This is a genomic window from Microbulbifer mixtoriginis (SeqCode) (genome assembly GCF_052466865.1).
Map to the genome: position 1 here is coordinate 1,980,877 of NZ_CP174293.1, position 17,864 is coordinate 1,998,740.

Below are 17,864 nucleotides of genomic sequence, written 5' to 3' on the forward strand. Positions count from 1 at the left end.
GAAGAGAAAAGGGAGAGCCCGCGCATACTAACGCGGGCTCTAAAGGATGTTTGTAAGTGAAGAGTTGGGCTGGGATTACTCGCTGCGCAGCCACTGGCCTTCAGTGGATTGGTCTTGATAGTTAATCCAGACCTTGTCGTAGCCCGTGGCTTCCTTCGCTGCTTTTAGGGCTTGGTTCTCTTTGCTGTTGGTGGGTACCTCAAAGATGTATTGGCTGCCAAGGGCTTGGCAGTTGGCGCTACCGTAAGCCCAGGGTCCGGTAGAGGCAGTGGCGACCCAGCTACCGTCGGTTACATTCTTGCAGGCGAAGCTGTATTGATTACTGCAGTTGGCATCATTCCAACGTCCGTTACCCCACTGCATTGCACAGTCTTCATTGTTGAGGTTATTGGGTTCGTTCTGATCCCAGGACCAGATTGCGGCGGCGATACGGCCGTCACTAGTATTCATATTGTCCAGGTTGATAATGTTATGACCCTGGGCAAAGCCATTGCGTACATCGTTAGCGGTGATCCTCTCAATACCGCCATTGAAGATTTCTCCAATGGTGCCGATAGTGGTGCTGTCTTCCCAGACGCGACCGATCTCACCGAGGCCGGTAAATGCCATATTCTTCATGCTGTTATTACCAGAGCATCCGCCATCTTTCCATACGACAACCTGTTTTCCGGCAGCCAGCACCTGATTCTTGGTCAAGGTGCTTGGAATACTTTGGCAGCCGCCGCTGTAGTAGATTCTGTTGCCAAAGCGGCTGGTAATCTGGTCGTAAAGATCCTGGTGGCGCCCGTCGGAGTGGTCTTCGATGTATAGGATAATAACCTCATCCTGATTGGCGCTGTCCTCAAGCCAGGCTTTCACCTCATTAAAGCCCTCGGTAGCATACTTGTCGTTCAGGCTGCACAACCCATGGCAAAGCAGCAGGCGTTTGGGGTAGGAGAAGAGGTTCTCCATTTTTGCCGTCCAGTGGACGTCCAGTTCAATAAATCTTGCTCCCATTCGCAGTTGATCCTTAATGGAGTATTCCTGCTGGGGGTCGAGATAACGGCAACCAACGGAGAAATTACAGGCTCGATAGACCTCTGAGTTGTAAGTGTTGTGGGTACCGAGAATATTATTCTCACTCATTGGGGTGTGGTTATCGATTTTACGTTGCAAGTCAAGGGCTCTGCCTGTCCAGCTATTTTGAAAGTCGGAAACTGTGTCTGCCCATAGTGGTGAACAGATAAGCAGCGACAAAACGGCTGTAATCTGGATTGATTGCATGATATTGAGTTTCATTATTATTCTCCGGGGGCTTTCTGGACGGATAGCCTTTTCGTTCGTTTGGGGTTTTAAGATAAAGAGAGAGATTTTTTAATCTTTTATGTTCAATTATTTTGCGGAACCCTATTGGTACCTTTTTATTGTTTTCTTTTTTTACTATGGGCGGATTTTTCTGTCTAGAGAAAGTGGTGTGATTTAGCAGCTTTTGGGATATTGGTTTGGTTTTGTTGGGATTGCTTGGATAGAAAGTTCCAATATCCCATTGATAATGTTCTGTAGTGACCAGGCATTCCATTTTTGCGGGGTTTTTTAATACAAAAATACTCCAGTTAAGGGTCGCTATTGATGCCATAGGGCAAAGTTGTTGGCATGATAAACCCCTTATACCCACTTGCCTCGGAAGCTGTGTGATGGGTTGGTGGGTTTTTTTTCTTTTTGGCTATTGCCATAAGCCATAGATGTTTGATCTGAACTTTTTGTTCCTTTTGCCTTTGGAAGGGGGTGGGAACTCAGGATTTGAAGTTGCGATACTATTTCATTCAATTTTAAGTGGATTTATGGGGTGCCAATATTGAGCTATTTTGAATTGATAAAATCTATATTTTTTTAAATTTTATATTGCTCTTTGGTCGCCCTCCAAGATAGCAGTACTTGCATATGATTAGTTGCTTTTGGGGGTGTTCTGCAAAGTGTACATCGGTTTGACTTGAGTTTAAGTGATTTCAGCTTTTATGCTTTTTTGTGTTCTTGTAAATGAGGTATAAAATTTTATGTGTTACAAGAGGGAAAAGTATATTGCTCTCTAATTTAATGTTGGATAATTGCTGGTGCTAAAAATGATAAAAATAAATTGTTTGTTGATAAGTTTATTCTTTGGTTTTTCTGTTGCTGTCAATGCGTATCAGACAGCGTATTGTGCCGATCCCATCCTGGAAGTAGATTTTGATGGAGTTGTGATTGCTGGTTCCAAGCAGAGACTAGTGAATGTTGCCCTCAGTGGGGAGCCGATGCGGGTGGGTTGGGATTTGGATTTCGATGGAGATAAACAATCAGATCTCACGCATTGGTCAGATGCACAATTTACCAGTGTGGTATCGGGAGAGGTGGCGACCAAGGTCCAGTCTGTACACCGACAAATTCCCAGACTTGAGGATAGAAAAATAGAGCTTTCCACAGATTTTGGGCAGTGGCATGGTCTGCTGGATAGTCGTGGGATTCTACTCGGGCGTTTTGAGCACTCCAAAAGAATAAATGAAGATCGCGTCCATTCAATCTGGTGCTTTACCGAGCCCACTCGTAAAACCTGGCAAATGGTGTTTCAACATGATCGCGCCGGTAACACTATCGAAGGTAAAAAGTCCCAGTTAGTGGATGCTGTGGAAGGAGGGTGGGCGATACGGCTTGGTAGGCTAGATTTGACAAAGGAAAAATTAGAAAAAGAAATTGCTGCAAACAAAGTAGCGGAACTAGTACCTATCTCAGTGCAAATTTCACCTGAGGGAGAAGTCATTGCGCAATTACCGCAAACTTTTCTTCCAAAGCATTTCCTGGATTCCAGTATCAACCAATATGCAAATAGTAAGGTTCTTTGGGGGGCTAAAGTTAGTACTGCAGGTGAGCTTGATTTAATTTGGGAGGATTTACACAGCGGGCAGATCTCTCGTCAACGGCGCAGCCAGATGGGGCTGGCTTGGTTTGTTGAGCGACCTGTAAAGTGAATTGCTGATAGGCTCAGTTTTATTTCGGAGTATGCCCCGGCTTATTGGGCCGGGGCTCAAGCTGATTTGAAATTACTTCAGGATTTTTAGGGTCTCGCGTATTGGGAACAAAATATCGCGGGCTAATTGCTGGCTGCGGGCTGGGGACCACCCCTCTACAGGGTCAGGCAGGTTGTCGTTATCCTTAAATGGCATTTCCAGGGTCAATGCCAGAGTGCGGAACTGATGACCGGCCCAGGCGGTGCCAATGGTAAGGTTGGCTTCGCCAGGTTTGTCCAGCTCATAACCGTGCTCGGTTTGAAAGTCGGGGCTGATAGCCTCGTAGGCCTGTTTAAAGGTTTCTTCCAGTTTTGCGTGGCGCTCGTCATAGCCGGGAATACCTTCACAGGCAGCAACGAAGTTATAGGGAAGTGCTTCGTCTCCATGAATATCTAAGAAGATATCCCCGCCGATTTCCAACATCTTTTCCCGAACGAGGAATACTTCCGGGCTGCGCTCCATGGTGGGATTGAGCCACTCGCGATTCAGGTTGGCACCAGCGGCATTGGTGCGCAGGTGGCCGCGAACGCTTCCGTCGGGGTTCATATTGGGGACTACGTAGAAAACGGTATCTGCCAGCAGTTTCTGGGCTTGAGGGTTGGCATCATCCAACAGCGCCTCAAGGAAGCCCTCTACAAACCACTCCGCCATGGTTTCTCCGGGGTGCTGGCGTGCAATCATCCATACCCGATGCTTGGCGGTTTCGGCATCTCCGATAGTGAGCATGGTCATATCGCGTTGGTCGAGGGTTTTGCCAAGGGTTTGGATTTTTACCCGCTCATTGCTCTGAGCCCAGGCCAGCAGATCCAGGTGGCGCTCCCAGGAGTAAGGTGCGAAGTAAGCCAGGTAAATACTGGGCTCATCCAGGGTTACGGTAAAGTCGAGAGTCTTGCCATCGTAATTGGCGCCGATGCGGAACCAATTCTGACGGTCATAGGAGGCGCACACCCGATAGTTTTCCCAGCCTTCCGGGTAGGCGGATTTACCTGCATTGACAATACTCAGTGGATAGCTTGCGCCCACCTCACCTTCTAGTCGAAAGTGAAACCACTGGTAGAAATCGGAGTTATTATCCTGGCGTATAGCCAGCTGAATAGGGCTGCTTTCAGCGTTGATCACTTCGATATTGCCGCTGTCAAAGGCACTGGTTATGTACATGTAGTGAGCTCCACTCTTGTTGTTGGGCGCAGGATACAGCTCTGGAGGGATTTTTTCAGGGGGAGAGTGGGGGAATTCGCCACTTGAGGGTGCAATTTTGCGCTTTCTGAAATTAAAAAAGCACGGTACCGAATTCGATACCGTGCTTTAGCCATTCCATGGCGGCACCCGCTACGACTACTGCTCCCTGAAATTTCCGGTGTCGGACCCCTGGCGACTGCTCACTGCCCGGCCTGATCACAAGTGCGTCAATCCACACTGTCAGAAATCGACTACATCTCCTTAACATCCCGCAACAAGTGCTGGTTAAAGTTTAGGCAGTTCGATTGGGCAATTGTTGTACGTTGGTGCAGATAGGCGTAAATTTGCTTATCTTTCACCCCGTCGATAATGAGTTGATTGAGAGCTGTAGGGGAGAAACACAAAAGCTTGGCGGAGCCCATTACAGGGGAAGTATCCGCCTGGACAATATTATCAAAGTTAATAATAGAGGTAGGCCATGAATAGAAATCTAAAGCGTGGCATTGTATTCAGCGGTTTGCTGACCGTGGTGATCAATATGAGTGCTTGTGGTTACTTCCTGTATCCGGAGCGCAAAGGGCAGAGTGGTGGACGGGTTGACCCGGCTGTATTGATACTAGATGGGGCCGCACTGTTATTTGGCATCATCCCCGGTATTGTGGCTTTTGCGGTAGATATCACCAATGGCACCATTTATTTACCGCCAGGGAGTAGCTCTGTAATCGACCGTCACGTCAGTAGCCTGGATGGAGGCGAAGTGCGTCAGATAATCGACGAAGAGGGGCAGGCCTGGCTTGAGATGCCGATAGAAACTTTCACCTCGCAAGAGAAGACCCTGCAGAGCCTGGGGAAAACCTTATCTGATGTCACTGAAAGCCAGATCGATGCCAGTGATATCGTTTGGCTAGAGGACCCCGCAGCCTTACGGGCTGCAACTGCCACCCAGACCGCATCGCGCTAAGTTTTTTCGCTTTCTTTCCTTGAGTTATGGGACTACAAGTTGGCACTTGTAGTCCCTTTTTCCTGCGTCTCAATGAGCGCTGGTTCAATACAGACCTTCTAGCGCCAAAGGAACCACGCTGGCTGCCAGTAAAAGGCCCATGGTGATATTAAACAGTCTCAGGTGGTTGGGTTTGGTCAGAAAGCGCTTTAGCCCTATACCAAAGAACAGCCAAACAGCGACACAGGGACCGCCTATGGCTATAAAGGCTAGGGCGATCTGCAATATGTCTTTCCACACTTCGCCATTTGGGCTTGTGAATGCTGCTAGGGCACCTATGGCCATAATCCAGCCTTTGGGGTTGACCCACTGAAAGGCGATGGCCTGAAAAAATGAAAATGGGTGGCGATCGCTGGCGGAGTCTATCTCGCGTGTTGAAGCGATCAGCCAGGCTAGATATAGCAGATAGCCAATGCCTACCCAGCGGATAATCTCGTGAAGTACTGGAAATTGGCTGAAGACCGAGCCGAGGCCCAACCCTACAGCAATGACCATTGCGGGAAACCCAAGCCAGATACCCAGAAAGTGTGGTAAGGAGCGGCTGGCGCCGTGATTTAATCCAGAGGACATGATCATTAAGTTATTGGGGCCAGGGGTGATACTGGTGGAAAAGACAAAAAGGGCAATGGGCAACAGCGTTTCTATCAAGGGGGCCTCAGGGTCTATTGTGGGCATCATGCTAAGATGCAGGCAAAACCAGAGAAGCACAAGTGAAATTGATCGACAGCCATTGTCATTTTGATTTTCAAATTTTCGAGACTGATCGGGCTCAGGTCTGGCAGCGCTGTGTCGCCAAGGGGATCAGTCAACTGATTATCCCCGGTGTTTGTAAATCCCAGTGGCAAAAGCTTGCGCTATTGGTTGACGGTCAGCCCCATTGGCATGCGGCTGCTGGGGTCCATCCTTGGTGGGTGTCAAAAAACTGCCAGGAAGATGAAGAGTGCATTAATGAGGTGCAACTGAACAGTGCACTAGCCGAGCATTTGCAGCAGTATCGCTGTGTTGCTGTCGGAGAGTGTGGCCTGGATGCCGCTATAGCAACTCCGTTGGAAAAACAAATTACTGTATTTAAAACACAGCTGGAAGTTGCCAGTGACTTACAGCTGCCACTGATTTTACATGTGCATCGGGCGCACAATGAAGTACTTAAGCTATTGAAGCAATACCCTCTCTCAAGGGGAGGAGTGGTACATGCATTTAGTGGTAGCGAGCAGATGGCTTTGGACTACTGGAAAATGGGCTTTTATTTGGGCGTTGGCGGCACTATCACTTACAGTCGCGCGGCCAAAACCCGCAAGACCGTTACACGTATGCCGTTAGAGAGCTTGATACTGGAATCCGACGCACCCGATATGCCACTGTCAGGGCGGCAGGGGCAGCGAAATAGCCCTGAAAATCTGCCATTAATAGCCGCCGAATTAGCGGCGCTGCGCGGTATTTCTTTACAAGAAATTGCCAGCGCAACACGAAAAAATACTGAGATATTATTTACCCTATGAGTTTTTCTGCAGAGCAATTCAAGAAGCAGTTTCCACTTTTTGCCCAGGAGGAAAATGCAGGGTTAGTCTACCTGGATAATGCAGCTACCACGCAAAAACCGCTATCCGTTATTAATGCGATGCGGGATTACTATATTCACAGTAGTGCCAACACTCATAGATCTAGTCATCGATTAGCGCGCAGGTCTACTGAAATGGTCGAGCAGGTGCGCTATGAAACCAAGCAGTTTGTGAATGCCGCTAGTACCAAAGAAATCATTTTTTGTCGCGGTGCAACTGAGGCACTGAATCTGCTCGCCCATTGTCTTTGTAGTGAATTACAGCCTGGCGATGAGATAGTTATTTCCACCGCTGAACATCACGCGAATATCGTACCCTGGCAGATGATGGCCAAGCGCCATAATCTGATTCTGCGCTATGTACCCCACATTGCAGGAATTCCCCAGTTTGATCGACTGGGAGAGGTGTTGAACGATCGTACACGAGTGGTTTCTCTGACCGGTGGTTCCAACTCAATAGGTTTGCGTCCAGATCTCTCATTAATTCGAAAATTGTTAAGACCTTGGCAACTTATGTGGATCGTGGATGGCGCTCAGTTGGCCGCTCATGAAGAAATTGATGTACAAAAAATTGGTTGTGATTTCTTTGTTTGTTCCGCACATAAGTTTTACGGCCCCAGTGGGATCGGTTTTCTCTACGGGCGCGAAACCCTTTTGGAGTCAATGCCCCCTTGGCATGGTGGGGGTGAGATGATCGCGGAAGTAGAATTCCAGCAGAGCCACTACGCCGAATTACCTCATAAATTTGAGGCGGGCACATCACCACTGGCTGCAATAGCCGGGCTGGGGGCGTCACTGGATTTCCTCTCCCGACAGGATCGTACCGCTATGGCCGAACATGAACAAAGACTGACACACTGGCTGCACCGGGAACTCAATGCATCCCCAAACTTTCGTTTGATCAGTCAAGCTAGTCACAACCTCGGAATAATTTCATTTGTGCCGCTCGAAGGCAGTGCTACGGATTTAATGCACTGGCTGGATGAGCGGGATATTGCCGTGCGGGTGGGGCATCACTGTGCGCAAATACTGGGGCGAACCAGTGGCAATCAGGTTACGGTGCGCGCCTCTATAGCGGCTTATAGCACCGACGATGATATCAGGGCATTTCTGCAGGCGTTAGAGGACTATTGTGAGGTCCAACAGCTGGTCACATCTGGGGTAGAGGTTCACTCCAAAAGCTGGGCAAGTGATGATTTTTCCCTGTTGCAACTTGAGCGCCTGGCCTCTCATCAAAATTGGCAGGGGCGTTATCGTGAGCTATTGCAGTGGAGTAAAGTGGTTACCCGTAAGCCCGAGATCCGCAATCCGGAGAATCTCGTTCGTGGCTGTGAATCTGAGGCCTGGTTAGTTCACAGGGAAAAAGATGGGCGTCACTTCTTTGGACTCGACAGCGATAGTCGGGTGGTGAAAGGGCTCGGGGCACTGTTGCTTTCTCAGATAGATGGTTGCACTGCGGACGAGGTCCAAGCATTGGATCTGCCCCAGCTATTTAATGAATTGGGGCTGAGTAAGCACTTGAGTCAGTCTCGCAGTAATGGGTTCTATGCTTTGATGCGCCGCGCATTACATCAGATAGAGAGCGGCGCAGAGCGGTCTTGATGGTTATACACCTTGGTTGGCAGGGCTGAGGCTTGGGACTCTACCGGGCGTTTTAGCTTTCAGGCCGAACAGTAATCGCAGCAAGGGCACCCGCCGAATGATAAATTCATGAATAGCGAGACACCCTATCACCGTTATTAAAAAGACCAGTAGGGGCTCGATAACCGGCCCCATGGAAAACTCTTTCAACTTAAAGAGCGCCGCAACGGTAATTGTCTGGTGCAGGATGTACCAGGGGTAAACTGCCTCTGTGGCATAGGGCAACCATGTAAACGGGCGGTTGAGGCAGTAGTGTCCCCAAGCTAAAACTGTAAGTAGCCAGAACCAACGATTGGCATAAATCACTATCAGTTGAATTAAAGACTGCCCAGGAATTATATCCTCTTCTAATACCCGATCGAACAGCAGGAATAGGCAAAAACAAAGCGGAGCCGCAATCAGCAGGAAGAAGCGCAGGCGCACTAGTAGTTTCCATGGAGCCTCATTGCTGACAAGCAGGTAGCCGAATAGAAAGAAAGTGAAAAATTGTGCATGGGTATACCAATCACCAACAACGGAGTAGTTAATTCCACCAAAAAGCGGGAAGAGATAGAGGCCGTATAAAGTGAGGGGTAGCAGCGGAATGAATAGAAGCTGCCAGGCTCTAAAGCGAGATAGCCAGTTTCCTAGTCCTGGCCCGTAGGTATGCAGAAAATAAGATACTGGAATAATGGCTAGCGTGTAGCAGAGCAGGTAGGGTAAATACCAGAGGTGATTCCAGGTGAAGCCAACATGGCTACCTGCAAAGCTCTCGGCCGGCCAGGGTTGAAACGTAAAGTATTGCCAGAGGAAGCTTAGGTAACCTGGCTCTATGACGCCGTTGGAGAGCGCCTCATAGTAAGCTTGTGGTGGCACTATAACCAGTATGCCGAAGAGAAGTGGGATAAGTAGCTGTCGCAATCGCCTCAGCAGAAACTGAGTGCTCCCAAGCTTAGCCAGCAGAAAGTATGTTGCGGCCCCAGAGATCAGGAACAGCAATGGCATTCGCCACTGGTTAACTGCCAGCATCAGGATCTGCAAAGGTTCACTCTGGTAAGTGCTCTTTACATGCCAGCCCCATTCAGCCACATAGGCCATCCCCAGGTGATACAGAATGAGTAGGGCAAAAGCGAGCACGCGCAGGGCATCAATGTCATGGCGGCGATGAATGTTTTTTTGCATGGCGTCCTTCATTTGGATTTGAAACAAGTTTCGCTATGTTCCTTGGGAAAAAGCCCTGTCTGCCATGCAAAGGACGTGAGATGCACCGTTACAGGTGTGAGTGGTGGTTTTCAGTGATGAATTGTGGCTATGCTACCGGTAAATTTTATGGGATTAAGATAAATGACGGTACAGATGTACCTGGCGCGCAGGCGACAATTTGAAATAGGGCTCTGCATTCTGTTCTTATTCGCACTATGGCTGGTGCAATTTACAGTAGTGTACCTGGAGCATCTCGGAGCGGATTCCAGGTTTAAGCCTTGGGAATTTTTGGTTTGGGAGGGCACCAGTATTCTGGTTGTGGGGCTATTGTTCCCATTGATTCTGATCTGGGATCGTCGCTTTCCCCTAAGTAAGGAAACACTTGCTCGACATTTATTTATACATCTACTGCTGACCCTGCCTTGGTCGCTTTTACATGTTGTTGCTATGGTGGCACTGCGTACGGCGATCTACTACTTCGAAGGCGGCTCCTACAATTTTGGACACTGGGGAATCGAATTTTTCTATGAGTACCTGAAAGATTTTCGTACTTATGGCTTTCTACTAGGGGCTGTTTATTTATATCGTTTTCTCCTACGCCGCATACAAGGTGAGTCACTAGAACTCCCGGGTGAAGGGCGACCTAAAGACTCTATTGAGCGCCAGGAGCGCCTTTTAATAAAGAAGCTGGGCAAAGAATTTCTGGTGAATGTAAGAGATATCGAGTGGGTGGAAGCCGCAGGGAATTATGTAAACTTACACTTGGGAGACAGAATTTATCCCCTTCGCGATACCATGGCAAAGTTACTGGAACGTTTAGACCCAGATGACTTTGTGCGGGTGCATCGCTCTTATATTGTGCGTTTGGATTCCATTGCCGAGATAGTTCCCCTTGAAAGTGGGGATGCGCGTATTTGCTTAAAAGGCGGCCAACAAATCCCTTTAAGTCGTCGCTACAGGGATCTGCTCAGGACTCAGTTGAGGTCGGCTTAGCTTGTGCTTTTTGCCTGTAGAAGCCTTTCTATAGCTCGGGAAGCTGCCACAAAGCCAAAAGTGCCGGTAACCATGGTGGCTGCACCAAAGCCACCACTGCAATCTAATTTAACCCCATTCTGCATGGCGCTTTTCTGCTGGCAAACGTCACCACCGGGTTTCGGGTAAACCATCGACTCGCGGGAGAAAATGGCGTCCACACCGAACTGCCGTTTGCTGCTCTTTTGGAAATTGTGAAAACGATAGAGATGCTGACGCACCTTGGCCAGCATGGGGTCGTTGATGGTGCGACCGAGATCCGCACACTCAATGGCCTGTGGGGAGCGCTTACCACCGGCGGAGCCAACGGTGATCAGGCGCAATTTTCGCGCTTTGCAGTAGGCAACCAGGGAAGCTTTAACTCGCGCATTATCGATGGCGTCAATAACAATATCCAGACAATCTCTATCGGGGTCGATCAGCTCGGCCAGATTGTCTGTGGCGATAAAGTCATCGATAGCGGTGACCTGAATCTCCGGGTTGATCTGCCTGAGTCGGTCGGCCATGACCTCGATCTTCATGTGTCCAACCGTTGAGGAGAGGGCGTGGCACTGGCGATTGGTGTTGGTGATACATATATCGTCGAGATCAATTAGTGTCAGGGCGCCTACACCACTTCGGGCAAGTGCCTCAGCGATCCAGGTACCCACACCGCCGATGCCGATAACTAATATATGGGCCCGATTCAATATCTCCAGGGCATGGTTACCATACAGGCGGCCGATACCGCCAAAGCGTTGTAGGTATTGTTCAGACAGACTCATTGGGGCTCTTTTCCGATACTTCTTCCAGAAAGCGGTGCTTGTTTACCGCAGAGGGCAGTAAACAACTACTGCGCCGGCCAAACCAGCGGTAGCGATTGCGCGCTACCAAATCGTAGAGCCAATCCCGCACTGAGCGCGGAATGTAGCGCAAAACCACAAGATAACGCCAGTAGCCATCAAGGTTGGCTGAGATACGAAGGGCCGCCTCACTCTTATGGTATTGCTGGAAGCAATCTCCCTGTCGCTCTAATAGAATCACGCTCTCATAGGTTTTCAGGGGTAGCCCAAGCTTCCTCAAGTAGTGCTGGCCAGCCTGGGACTGTACTCGGCAGAGCGTGAAGCGACAATGAGGGTCGTACTTTATGAGCAGATGGCTCCAGCCGTTACAAAGGTTACACTGGCTGTCGAAGAGGACGATTTTTTCAGGAGGAGAGGGGGGCATGGGGAAAATAGCGGCCCGGAGGCCGCCAATATCTTTAGTGAACGTGACCGTGATCGATTTCTTCCGCGGTTGCGTCGCGCACTGAGATAACTTCGATCTCAAAGTGCAGCTCCACTCCGGCCAGAGGGTGGTTGCCGTTAATAGTAACTTCATCGCCATCAATATCGATAATTTCGACTTCAATGGGGTGGCCATCGGTGCTCTGGGCGTGGAAAGCCATGCCGACTTCGAGCTCTTCTACACCGGAAAAGGCGCTGCGGGGCATAGTTTGGATCAGCTCTGGGTTTTGCACGCCGTAACCTTCCTCAGGAGAGATCACCGCAGTGAACTTGTCCCCTGGTGCTTTTTCCAGCATTTCCCGCTCAAGGCCAGGAATAATATTGCCCACGCCCTGTAAGTACTTAAGCGGCTCCCCATTTGCGGAGGAGTCGATGACCGTTCCGTCAGCATCTTTCAGGGTGTAGTTGATTTCCACAACTGTGTGGTTGGCAATCTTCATGGATAGTCTCTGATTGAAGAGTGAGTGAATTAGCGCTTACCGCTGCGCTGGAAAACGGGAGGTAAAGGCTGTGAGGATGCAATTGTATTGAGAGGTTACATACGCCGCAACTTGTGCGGCGCAAGTGGGGGTTAACAAGCGATGGAAAGGTCTTGCTCGCAGCCACCGTAAAGACTACTCGCTGTTTGTATAAGACTTGTACTAAGCTGCCATGGAAACCCCAGCTCTTCCAAGCGCGCTTCCAGATATTCGAGCAGGGCGTCAAACAGAGCTGGATTCAGGCCGCGAGCCAGGAAACTGGCGCGACTACTGCGATCAGGCTCGGGCTGTTCAGAAAAGGCGTGGTTTAGGAATTGTGCTTGGCGGCTTTGTTGTTTGCGATGATCACAGGTTTCGTAACTGGAAAGGTGGCGGCCTATGGTTTCGTAAAATTCATTGACTGTATGACAGACAAATTTAGCACCACCGACCTGTTCTAACAGGCTGTTCATATCTCTCCCCCCGGTGAGCAGTTGGTACTGAAATATAAAATTCCGCAGAGCCCAAAATATTGTGATAGAAAAAATGCACAGGATGCACTGGCTCATTAACGGTACAACATTAATTGCTCAGCAGCGTAAGTCATATTCTCTCGGACTGCCAACGTGCTTTAAGAAAATTGTCATTTTGTTCGACAGGTAGTAGTCCAGTTTGCCTTTATCTACGCCAAATAAAAAATTGCTTTTAAGATAGTGTTTTTTATCCCTTTATTCTGAGTTTTTTAGCGTAGATGTTAGACTGCACGCTTGAACTAAATAAAAAATTTGCAACTGATTGGATTAAATTATGGCAAGCATTTTTACTCAAATTTTGAATGGGGACTTACCGGGCCACTTTATCTGGAAGGATGAAAAAGCGATTGCAATCATGACCATTTCCCCCATCAAGCCGGGGCATTGCCTGGTAATCCCAGTTGAAGAAATTAATCACTGGGATGATGTGCCAGCCGAGCTTGCGGCACACTTAATGTTGGTTGCACAAAAAGTCGCCAAGGGACTAAAGGCAGTGTATTTACCCAAGCGTGTAGGTGTGATGATTGCGGGGCTGGAGGTACCGCACACCCATATACACCTGATTCCTGTCGATGAATTGACAGATTTTGATTTTTCCCTGCAAAAGAGTGCAACATCTGAGCAGTTGGCTATTGAGGCTGAGAAAATTCGTAGCGCACTCGTTCAGCAGGGCTGTTCGGAGGCAGAGTGTGTCAGAGGTTAATTTCTGAACGCAATTTGTAGACTATTTGGTCACTCACTTTGTGCCTTTATAAATTTTCTGGAGGCACTGCATCCAATTCGTATACTCGGGTAGTCAAGTAATACGTAACAGTGATAATTACGAGAATTTTGCAATGGCAACCATGAAAAAAGCTTTTTTAGCCCCGCTGTTTGCTCTTTTGGCCTTTTTTGTCCTCAGCAGCGCCCAGGCTGAGGGAGATAAAAAAGAAACTAAAAGCTTCGATGTCAATGGCTTTACCCGGGTATCTCTACGAGGCAGTTCTCACGTTGAAGTGATTCAGGGGGATCATTTTGCCGTGAATGCTAGTGGTCCGGCTGAAGTTATGCCCCATGTCAAAGCGGAGGTGAAGGGCAACACTCTGGAGCTGTATGTGGATGACAACACTCAACACTGGTTCGGTGTGATTACCATTACCCGTGATAGGGACCAGAAGGTGCACTTCACGGTCACCATGCCAAAGGTTGAGGCATTAGAGGTAGCTGGTTCCGGGCAGGCCGTGGCAGAAACCTTAGAAAGTGAAACCATTGACCTTGGAGTCACGGGTTCTGGTACTGTGCGTGTTGCCAAGGCTGCGGCAGAAAATCTCAGTGCTTACGTGACAGGCTCTGGGGACTTGATTCTGGATAAGGCACTATCAGTCAACAGCGAGATTGCCATCAGCGGTTCGGGCGATATTTTCCTCGGAGGCATCACAGGAGAGAAGCTCTCAGCGGAAATCAGGGGCTCCGGTGATATGCGAGTCGGTGGCCGTGTAGCAGATGTCAATATTCGTATCATGGGGTCTGGTGACTTTGTCGGCCGCAGCCTGCGCGCAGATAATGCCAGTGGCGCGGTCATGGGATCAGGGGATATCGTTCTAAAACGCCCGCAAAGTGATTCTTTTTCCGTTATGGGGTCTGGTGATGTTGCACTGGTAGACTAACTGCTCTATTGATCTGCATAGTAGGCACTGCCACAGCGCAGTGCCCTCCTCATTAGGGCCAAACCTTCTTCGGCCCAGTTTTCTATTTTGGAAGTGAACTCCCCATGGAATCGCAGGCGACAGGGTCCGGGCAAGTGAGCCTGGAGTACCCTTCAGATCAAGTAGACAAACGCAGTAAGCGTCTCAAGGAAAAGTTGCGTCACTGGGGACGGGGTGCGCAGGAAAAATCTCATTGGTTGGCAGAGCGCCTTATGGACCGCCGTGTCTGTGTTGGAGTGACAGGTTTGAGTGGGGCTGGTAAATCGACTCTGCTTACCAGCCTTATCTACCAGTTGAGTCACCCGCAGAAAGCACAACTACCGGGCTTTGCCCCAGCGCTAAATGGAGACCTTTTGGGGGCGGAGTTAAAGCCTGCTCTCGATTCTGGCCTGCCAGTCTTTGACTATGAAGGCTGCTTGAGTGCTTTGATGTCGCATCCACCGAGATGGCCACAAAGTACCCGAGATGTATCGGCAATGGAATTGCACATTCACTTGCGACGGCATCGTCGTTTTGGGGGGGGCGATCATAAAACCTTGATCCTGGAGCTGCGGGACTACCCAGGTGAGTGGTTGATGGACTTGCCGATGCTGAGAATGGATTTTCGCGACTGGTGTCGCCATCAAGCCCATATTATTGCGAGCGATACGCGCGCGGGGTTGGCCCCGGGGCTGCTGACACGCTTGGCAGCGCTCTCCCCCGAGGCTGAGGCAAAGGAACCAGAGCTGCAGGCATTGTGGCGGGAATATCGTCAATTCCTATTGGACTGCCGCGAAAAGCGAAAACTCAGCTATCTGCAGCCGGGACGAGCATTGTTGGATGACGAGGATTATCAGCTATTACCTCTGCTGGATCTCAGAGGCTTTAGTGCCGATCAATTGAAACAGTTGCCTGATGGTAGTAATTATCAGGTTCTGCGTCGCCTTTATGAAGCTTATGTGGAGGGGAAGGTGGCCCCTTTTCTCGAGAGCCATTTTAAACACCTCGATCGGCAGCTGGTCCTGGTGGATATGATCGGCACCTTGTTTGCGGGTGAGCAGGCCTTGGAGGATATGCGTCTGGCTTTTACCCATATTGCCGATACTTTCCGCTATGGAGAGTCTGGGTTCCTGAGTAAGTTATGGCGTCCTAAGGTGAATCGCTTGCTCTTTGCCGCGACTAAGGTTGATCAGGTGCTTGCGGCTGATCACGATGCCTTGCGTCAGCTGTTGGGCCAGCAACTGCAGCAAACTTTTAGCGGAGCGCGCCACCGTGGCTTGCCGATCTTTAGTGAAGCCATTGCTGCTGTGCGTTGTTCCCGCGAGGATCAGCGTAATGGGCGGCGTATGCTGGTTGGATATGACCTGGATGGCCGCTATCTGGGTTTTGAGAATGCCGAGATTTTCTCGCGCCTGCCCAGTGAAGAGAGTGGCTGGGGTCATTATACCGGGGCTGCTCCACCCCAGTTGCGCCCCCCGCAAGGTATGGACTCAGGTTCCATTCCTCATATCCGCGTCGATGCGCTTTTGAATTTGTTGCTTGGAGATAAAGTTTGATGGGTGATGAGAATAAACAGGCTCCTCGCCGGGTAACGCGGATAGAGTCCCTGCAGGAACCAGAAAGTGAAGCCCCTCACCGGGATACTACGCGTGTAGAAACCCTGCAAGAGGAAGGGGAAGACATTCCGAGATCTATTACCACGGGAGAATCACTACCCGATAGGATTGCCTTTTCTGAGTTGCGCCTGCCTGTTTTTCGCCTGAAATGGTTAAAGCCGGCACTGCTTTCAAGCGTAGCATTAATAGTGGCTGTACTCGCTTGGGAATTACGCCAGATGTATACCTGGGCGGCAGATAAGCACTGGAGCCTTGGTATTCTCGCAGGAGTGGTGATAGCGAGCCTTGCAGCGGCAATAGTCAGTTCCCTGTGGGAATTTTTCCGTGCTGGTCGGCCGCTGCGCAAGCTGCAAAAAACACAGGCAATGGCGGCCGACATGCGAGAGTGTCGCAGCCATGAAGAAGCGGAATCTCTCCGTCGACAGTTGCAGCTGCATTTTTCTGGAAAGCCTCAGGGTGTACTGCTCAACCGGGTACTGGATGAGGCGCCGGATTATTATGACAGTAGTGAGTTACTGCAGCACTTGGAAGTGACTTTTCTCGATGCACTTGACCAGGAGGCACAACGCCGCGTAGTTCGTCACGCGACAGCAACTGGGGCATTGGTAGGTCTCAGTCCTTTTGCCAGTATTGACATCCTTGTTGCCCTGCGCCAATCGTTACGAATGATTGATGATGTTGCACAAATTTATGGCATTCAACCTTCGCTTGTAGTGCGCTGGCGCCTTTTCAAGAAAGTACTTGCGCTGGTGGCTTATAGTGGTGCCAGTGAATATGCGATCAGCGAGATATGGCCAGATTTGGTCGGCGACAGTGTTGTTAGTACAGTTTCTACCCGTTTGGGGCAAGGTGTGGGCGCAAGTTTTTTTGTGGCGCGTATCGGACTTTCTGCGATGCAGAGCTGTAGACCCATCCCTTTTACTGAAAAACAGCGCCCGCGCCTGGGCGCATTGGTTAAACGCATTGGAATCGGGTTGAAAGAGCGAATGCCGGATGTTTTTTCTATGGTCGGGCTTGGCAGTCGGGCTGGCAGCTCCCCCGCTAAGCCCGCGACGAAGTTCACTAGAAAAAGCTGATTTCGTCGCTGCGACAAGGCCCGCAAGATACTGCGGGCCGAATGTTTTCAGGATGTAGTGACGGCCCTACTGGAACTGCTTTTTCATAAGCAGGCGTGTGTGGTGGCGATCCACCAATTCAGCTAGGGTGGCAAAGCGTCGTTTGATAAAGGGGGCGGGGTTGTTATTTCCAGTATCGTCCCGATATTCAACGCCTGAGCGGACATGTTGCAGTTCTCGAGTTAACTCGTTTATCGCCGAAAAAATATTTTGAGTATCGTCCTGGCTATGGAAAACGTAAGCGTTATTGGTATCCACCAAGTAGGCGTTACATTCATTTAGCCACTCAAGCCGCTGCTCTAGAAATCGAATTGTATTGCGGATACCGCCTTTATATTCTGGGTTGAAGTGCTCGTTTACATATTTGTCTAGGCTGCGCATGCCTGCCCCGACAAACTGCTCTACCACACTGCTGCAGTATTCTTTTGTGAGATAACTAGGATGGGTATTGGCATTGCTAAGGGAGCTTGAAATCAGCAAAGACAAAAGCCCCAAGGTTCGAAGGATGGCTAAAGAAGGAGAGTTCATTGTCTTGCCCATGGGTTACTCTTTCTAGTGGCTGTTATTCTATCCGCCAAACCTGCTCAGTTGTTCTAACACT

At 49.6% G+C, this 17,864-nt stretch carries 19 protein-coding genes; 9 read left to right on the top strand and 10 right to left on the bottom strand.

Translation table 11 applies throughout. From position 1 onward, the window contains the following. Positions 1-75 precede the first annotated feature (75 nt). Together ACJJJA_RS09215 and ACJJJA_RS09220 are read right to left on the bottom strand one after the other, a co-directional pair. Positions 76-1,155 (bottom strand): phosphatidylinositol-specific phospholipase C domain-containing protein, encoded by a 1,080-nt coding sequence (locus ACJJJA_RS09215; protein ID WP_444904378.1) that lies wholly within the window; start codon positions 1,153-1,155, stop codon positions 76-78. Positions 1,156-1,177: 22 nt separating this feature from the next. After that, positions 1,178-1,615 (bottom strand): hypothetical protein, encoded by a 438-nt coding sequence (locus ACJJJA_RS09220; protein WP_444904379.1) that lies wholly within the window; start codon positions 1,613-1,615, stop codon positions 1,178-1,180. Positions 1,616-2,099: 484 nt separating this feature from the next. On the opposite strand from ACJJJA_RS09220, the gene ACJJJA_RS09225 reads away from it, so the two are divergent. Beyond that, positions 2,100-2,981, top strand: a complete 882-nt coding sequence (locus tag ACJJJA_RS09225; RefSeq protein ID WP_444904380.1) for a hypothetical protein — start codon at positions 2,100-2,102, stop codon at positions 2,979-2,981. Between the two features lie 72 nt (positions 2,982-3,053). Here the strand turns inward: ACJJJA_RS09225 and ACJJJA_RS09230 are convergent, their stop codons facing one another. After that, positions 3,054-4,178, bottom strand: a complete 1,125-nt coding sequence (locus ACJJJA_RS09230) for a M14 family metallopeptidase (RefSeq protein ID WP_444888593.1) — start codon at positions 4,176-4,178, stop codon at positions 3,054-3,056. 499 nt (positions 4,179-4,677) lie between these two features. Between ACJJJA_RS09230 and ACJJJA_RS09235 the strand changes: the two genes are divergently transcribed. Further along, positions 4,678-5,160, top strand: a complete 483-nt coding sequence (locus tag ACJJJA_RS09235; RefSeq protein ID WP_444888594.1) for a hypothetical protein — start codon at positions 4,678-4,680, stop codon at positions 5,158-5,160. A gap of 84 nt (positions 5,161-5,244) precedes the next feature. On the opposite strand, the gene ACJJJA_RS09240 is transcribed toward ACJJJA_RS09235, so the two are convergent. Then, the gene (locus ACJJJA_RS09240) at positions 5,245-5,877 is read right to left on the bottom strand and encodes a LysE family translocator (RefSeq protein ID WP_444904381.1); all 633 of its coding nucleotides are present in this window, start codon (positions 5,875-5,877) and stop codon (positions 5,245-5,247) included. Positions 5,878-5,909: 32 nt separating this feature from the next. Here ACJJJA_RS09240 and ACJJJA_RS09245 point away from each other — a divergent pair, with 32 nt between their 5' ends. Next, positions 5,910-6,698, top strand: a complete 789-nt coding sequence (locus ACJJJA_RS09245) for a TatD family hydrolase (protein ID WP_444904382.1) — start codon at positions 5,910-5,912, stop codon at positions 6,696-6,698. Then, positions 6,695-8,359, top strand: coding sequence for an aminotransferase class V-fold PLP-dependent enzyme (locus ACJJJA_RS09250; RefSeq protein ID WP_444904383.1), 1,665 nt, complete (start codon positions 6,695-6,697; stop codon positions 8,357-8,359). Before ACJJJA_RS09245 ends, ACJJJA_RS09250 begins: the two co-directional genes overlap by 4 nt. A 3-nt stretch (positions 8,360-8,362) precedes the next feature. Here ACJJJA_RS09250 and ACJJJA_RS09255 read toward each other — a convergent pair whose 3' ends face one another. Then, positions 8,363-9,559 (bottom strand): acyltransferase family protein, encoded by a 1,197-nt coding sequence (locus ACJJJA_RS09255; RefSeq protein WP_444904384.1) that lies wholly within the window; start codon positions 9,557-9,559, stop codon positions 8,363-8,365. Between the two features lie 162 nt (positions 9,560-9,721). On the opposite strand from ACJJJA_RS09255, the gene ACJJJA_RS09260 reads away from it, so the two are divergent. Further along, a complete protein-coding gene (locus tag ACJJJA_RS09260; RefSeq protein WP_444904385.1) occupies positions 9,722-10,573 on the top strand; it encodes a LytR/AlgR family response regulator transcription factor in 852 nt (283 codons plus the stop codon). Here the strand turns inward: ACJJJA_RS09260 and tcdA are convergent. The 4 genes from tcdA to ACJJJA_RS09280 form a co-directional block, all read right to left on the bottom strand. Beyond that, on the bottom strand, positions 10,570-11,376 hold the full coding sequence (tcdA, locus tag ACJJJA_RS09265) for a tRNA cyclic N6-threonylcarbamoyladenosine(37) synthase TcdA (RefSeq protein WP_444904386.1): 807 nt from the start codon (positions 11,374-11,376) through the stop codon (positions 10,570-10,572). The two genes, ACJJJA_RS09260 and tcdA, sit on opposite strands and share 4 nt — an antisense overlap. Further along, positions 11,363-11,818, bottom strand: coding sequence for a thiol-disulfide oxidoreductase DCC family protein (locus ACJJJA_RS09270; protein WP_444904387.1), 456 nt, complete (start codon positions 11,816-11,818; stop codon positions 11,363-11,365). Before ACJJJA_RS09270 ends, tcdA begins: the two co-directional genes overlap by 14 nt. A gap of 34 nt (positions 11,819-11,852) precedes the next feature. Continuing rightward, positions 11,853-12,317 (bottom strand): FKBP-type peptidyl-prolyl cis-trans isomerase, encoded by a 465-nt coding sequence (locus ACJJJA_RS09275; protein WP_252085360.1) that lies wholly within the window; start codon positions 12,315-12,317, stop codon positions 11,853-11,855. Positions 12,318-12,448: 131 nt separating this feature from the next. Then, complete coding sequence (locus ACJJJA_RS09280; RefSeq protein ID WP_252085361.1) at positions 12,449-12,808, bottom strand: globin family protein; 360 nt, start codon at positions 12,806-12,808, stop codon at positions 12,449-12,451. Between the two features lie 334 nt (positions 12,809-13,142). Between ACJJJA_RS09280 and ACJJJA_RS09285 the strand changes: the two genes are divergently transcribed. The 4 genes from ACJJJA_RS09285 (at position 13,143) to ACJJJA_RS09300 (ending at position 17,224) form a co-directional block, all read left to right on the top strand. Then, entirely contained in the window at positions 13,143-13,571 is a 429-nt protein-coding gene (locus tag ACJJJA_RS09285) for an HIT family protein (RefSeq protein WP_444904388.1), read from the top strand. A 133-nt stretch (positions 13,572-13,704) separates the two neighbouring features. Continuing rightward, positions 13,705-14,514 (top strand): GIN domain-containing protein, encoded by an 810-nt coding sequence (locus tag ACJJJA_RS09290; protein ID WP_252085363.1) that lies wholly within the window; start codon positions 13,705-13,707, stop codon positions 14,512-14,514. A gap of 104 nt (positions 14,515-14,618) precedes the next feature. After that, a complete protein-coding gene (locus ACJJJA_RS09295) occupies positions 14,619-16,088 on the top strand; it encodes a YcjX family protein (protein ID WP_444904389.1) in 1,470 nt (489 codons plus the stop codon). Continuing rightward, on the top strand, positions 16,088-17,224 hold the full coding sequence (locus tag ACJJJA_RS09300) for a TIGR01620 family protein (protein WP_252085365.1): 1,137 nt from the start codon (positions 16,088-16,090) through the stop codon (positions 17,222-17,224). The genes ACJJJA_RS09295 and ACJJJA_RS09300 overlap by 1 nt, the downstream gene beginning before the upstream one ends. A 66-nt stretch (positions 17,225-17,290) precedes the next feature. Here the strand turns inward: ACJJJA_RS09300 and ACJJJA_RS09305 are convergent, their stop codons facing one another. Next, a complete protein-coding gene (locus tag ACJJJA_RS09305; RefSeq protein ID WP_444904390.1) occupies positions 17,291-17,803 on the bottom strand; it encodes a hypothetical protein in 513 nt (170 codons plus the stop codon). Positions 17,804-17,864 lie beyond the last annotated feature (61 nt).

Excerpts from the sequence above, each read along its gene's own strand:
- ACJJJA_RS09220 (WP_444904379.1), bottom strand. The coding sequence starts at position 1,615 with ATGGCATCAATAGCGACCCTTAACTGGAGTATTTTTGTATTAAAAAAC.
- ACJJJA_RS09225 (WP_444904380.1), top strand. The coding sequence starts at position 2,100 with ATGATAAAAATAAATTGTTTGTTGATAAGTTTATTCTTTGGTTTTTCT.
- ACJJJA_RS09230 (WP_444888593.1), bottom strand. The coding sequence starts at position 4,178 with ATGTACATAACCAGTGCCTTTGACAGCGGCAATATCGAAGTGATCAAC.
- ACJJJA_RS09235 (WP_444888594.1), top strand. The coding sequence starts at position 4,678 with ATGAATAGAAATCTAAAGCGTGGCATTGTATTCAGCGGTTTGCTGACC.
- ACJJJA_RS09240 (WP_444904381.1), bottom strand. The coding sequence starts at position 5,877 with ATGATGCCCACAATAGACCCTGAGGCCCCCTTGATAGAAACGCTGTTG.
- ACJJJA_RS09250 (WP_444904383.1), top strand. The coding sequence starts at position 6,695 with ATGAGTTTTTCTGCAGAGCAATTCAAGAAGCAGTTTCCACTTTTTGCC.
- ACJJJA_RS09255 (WP_444904384.1), bottom strand. The coding sequence starts at position 9,559 with ATGCAAAAAAACATTCATCGCCGCCATGACATTGATGCCCTGCGCGTG.
- ACJJJA_RS09260 (WP_444904385.1), top strand. The coding sequence starts at position 9,722 with ATGACGGTACAGATGTACCTGGCGCGCAGGCGACAATTTGAAATAGGG.
- tcdA (WP_444904386.1), bottom strand. The coding sequence starts at position 11,376 with ATGAGTCTGTCTGAACAATACCTACAACGCTTTGGCGGTATCGGCCGC.
- ACJJJA_RS09270 (WP_444904387.1), bottom strand. The coding sequence starts at position 11,818 with ATGCCCCCCTCTCCTCCTGAAAAAATCGTCCTCTTCGACAGCCAGTGT.
- ACJJJA_RS09275 (WP_252085360.1), bottom strand. The coding sequence starts at position 12,317 with ATGAAGATTGCCAACCACACAGTTGTGGAAATCAACTACACCCTGAAA.
- ACJJJA_RS09280 (WP_252085361.1), bottom strand. The coding sequence starts at position 12,808 with ATGAACAGCCTGTTAGAACAGGTCGGTGGTGCTAAATTTGTCTGTCAT.
- ACJJJA_RS09285 (WP_444904388.1), top strand. The coding sequence starts at position 13,143 with ATGGCAAGCATTTTTACTCAAATTTTGAATGGGGACTTACCGGGCCAC.
- ACJJJA_RS09290 (WP_252085363.1), top strand. The coding sequence starts at position 13,705 with ATGGCAACCATGAAAAAAGCTTTTTTAGCCCCGCTGTTTGCTCTTTTG.
- ACJJJA_RS09295 (WP_444904389.1), top strand. The coding sequence starts at position 14,619 with ATGGAATCGCAGGCGACAGGGTCCGGGCAAGTGAGCCTGGAGTACCCT.
- ACJJJA_RS09300 (WP_252085365.1), top strand. The coding sequence starts at position 16,088 with ATGGGTGATGAGAATAAACAGGCTCCTCGCCGGGTAACGCGGATAGAG.
- ACJJJA_RS09305 (WP_444904390.1), bottom strand. The coding sequence starts at position 17,803 with ATGGGCAAGACAATGAACTCTCCTTCTTTAGCCATCCTTCGAACCTTG.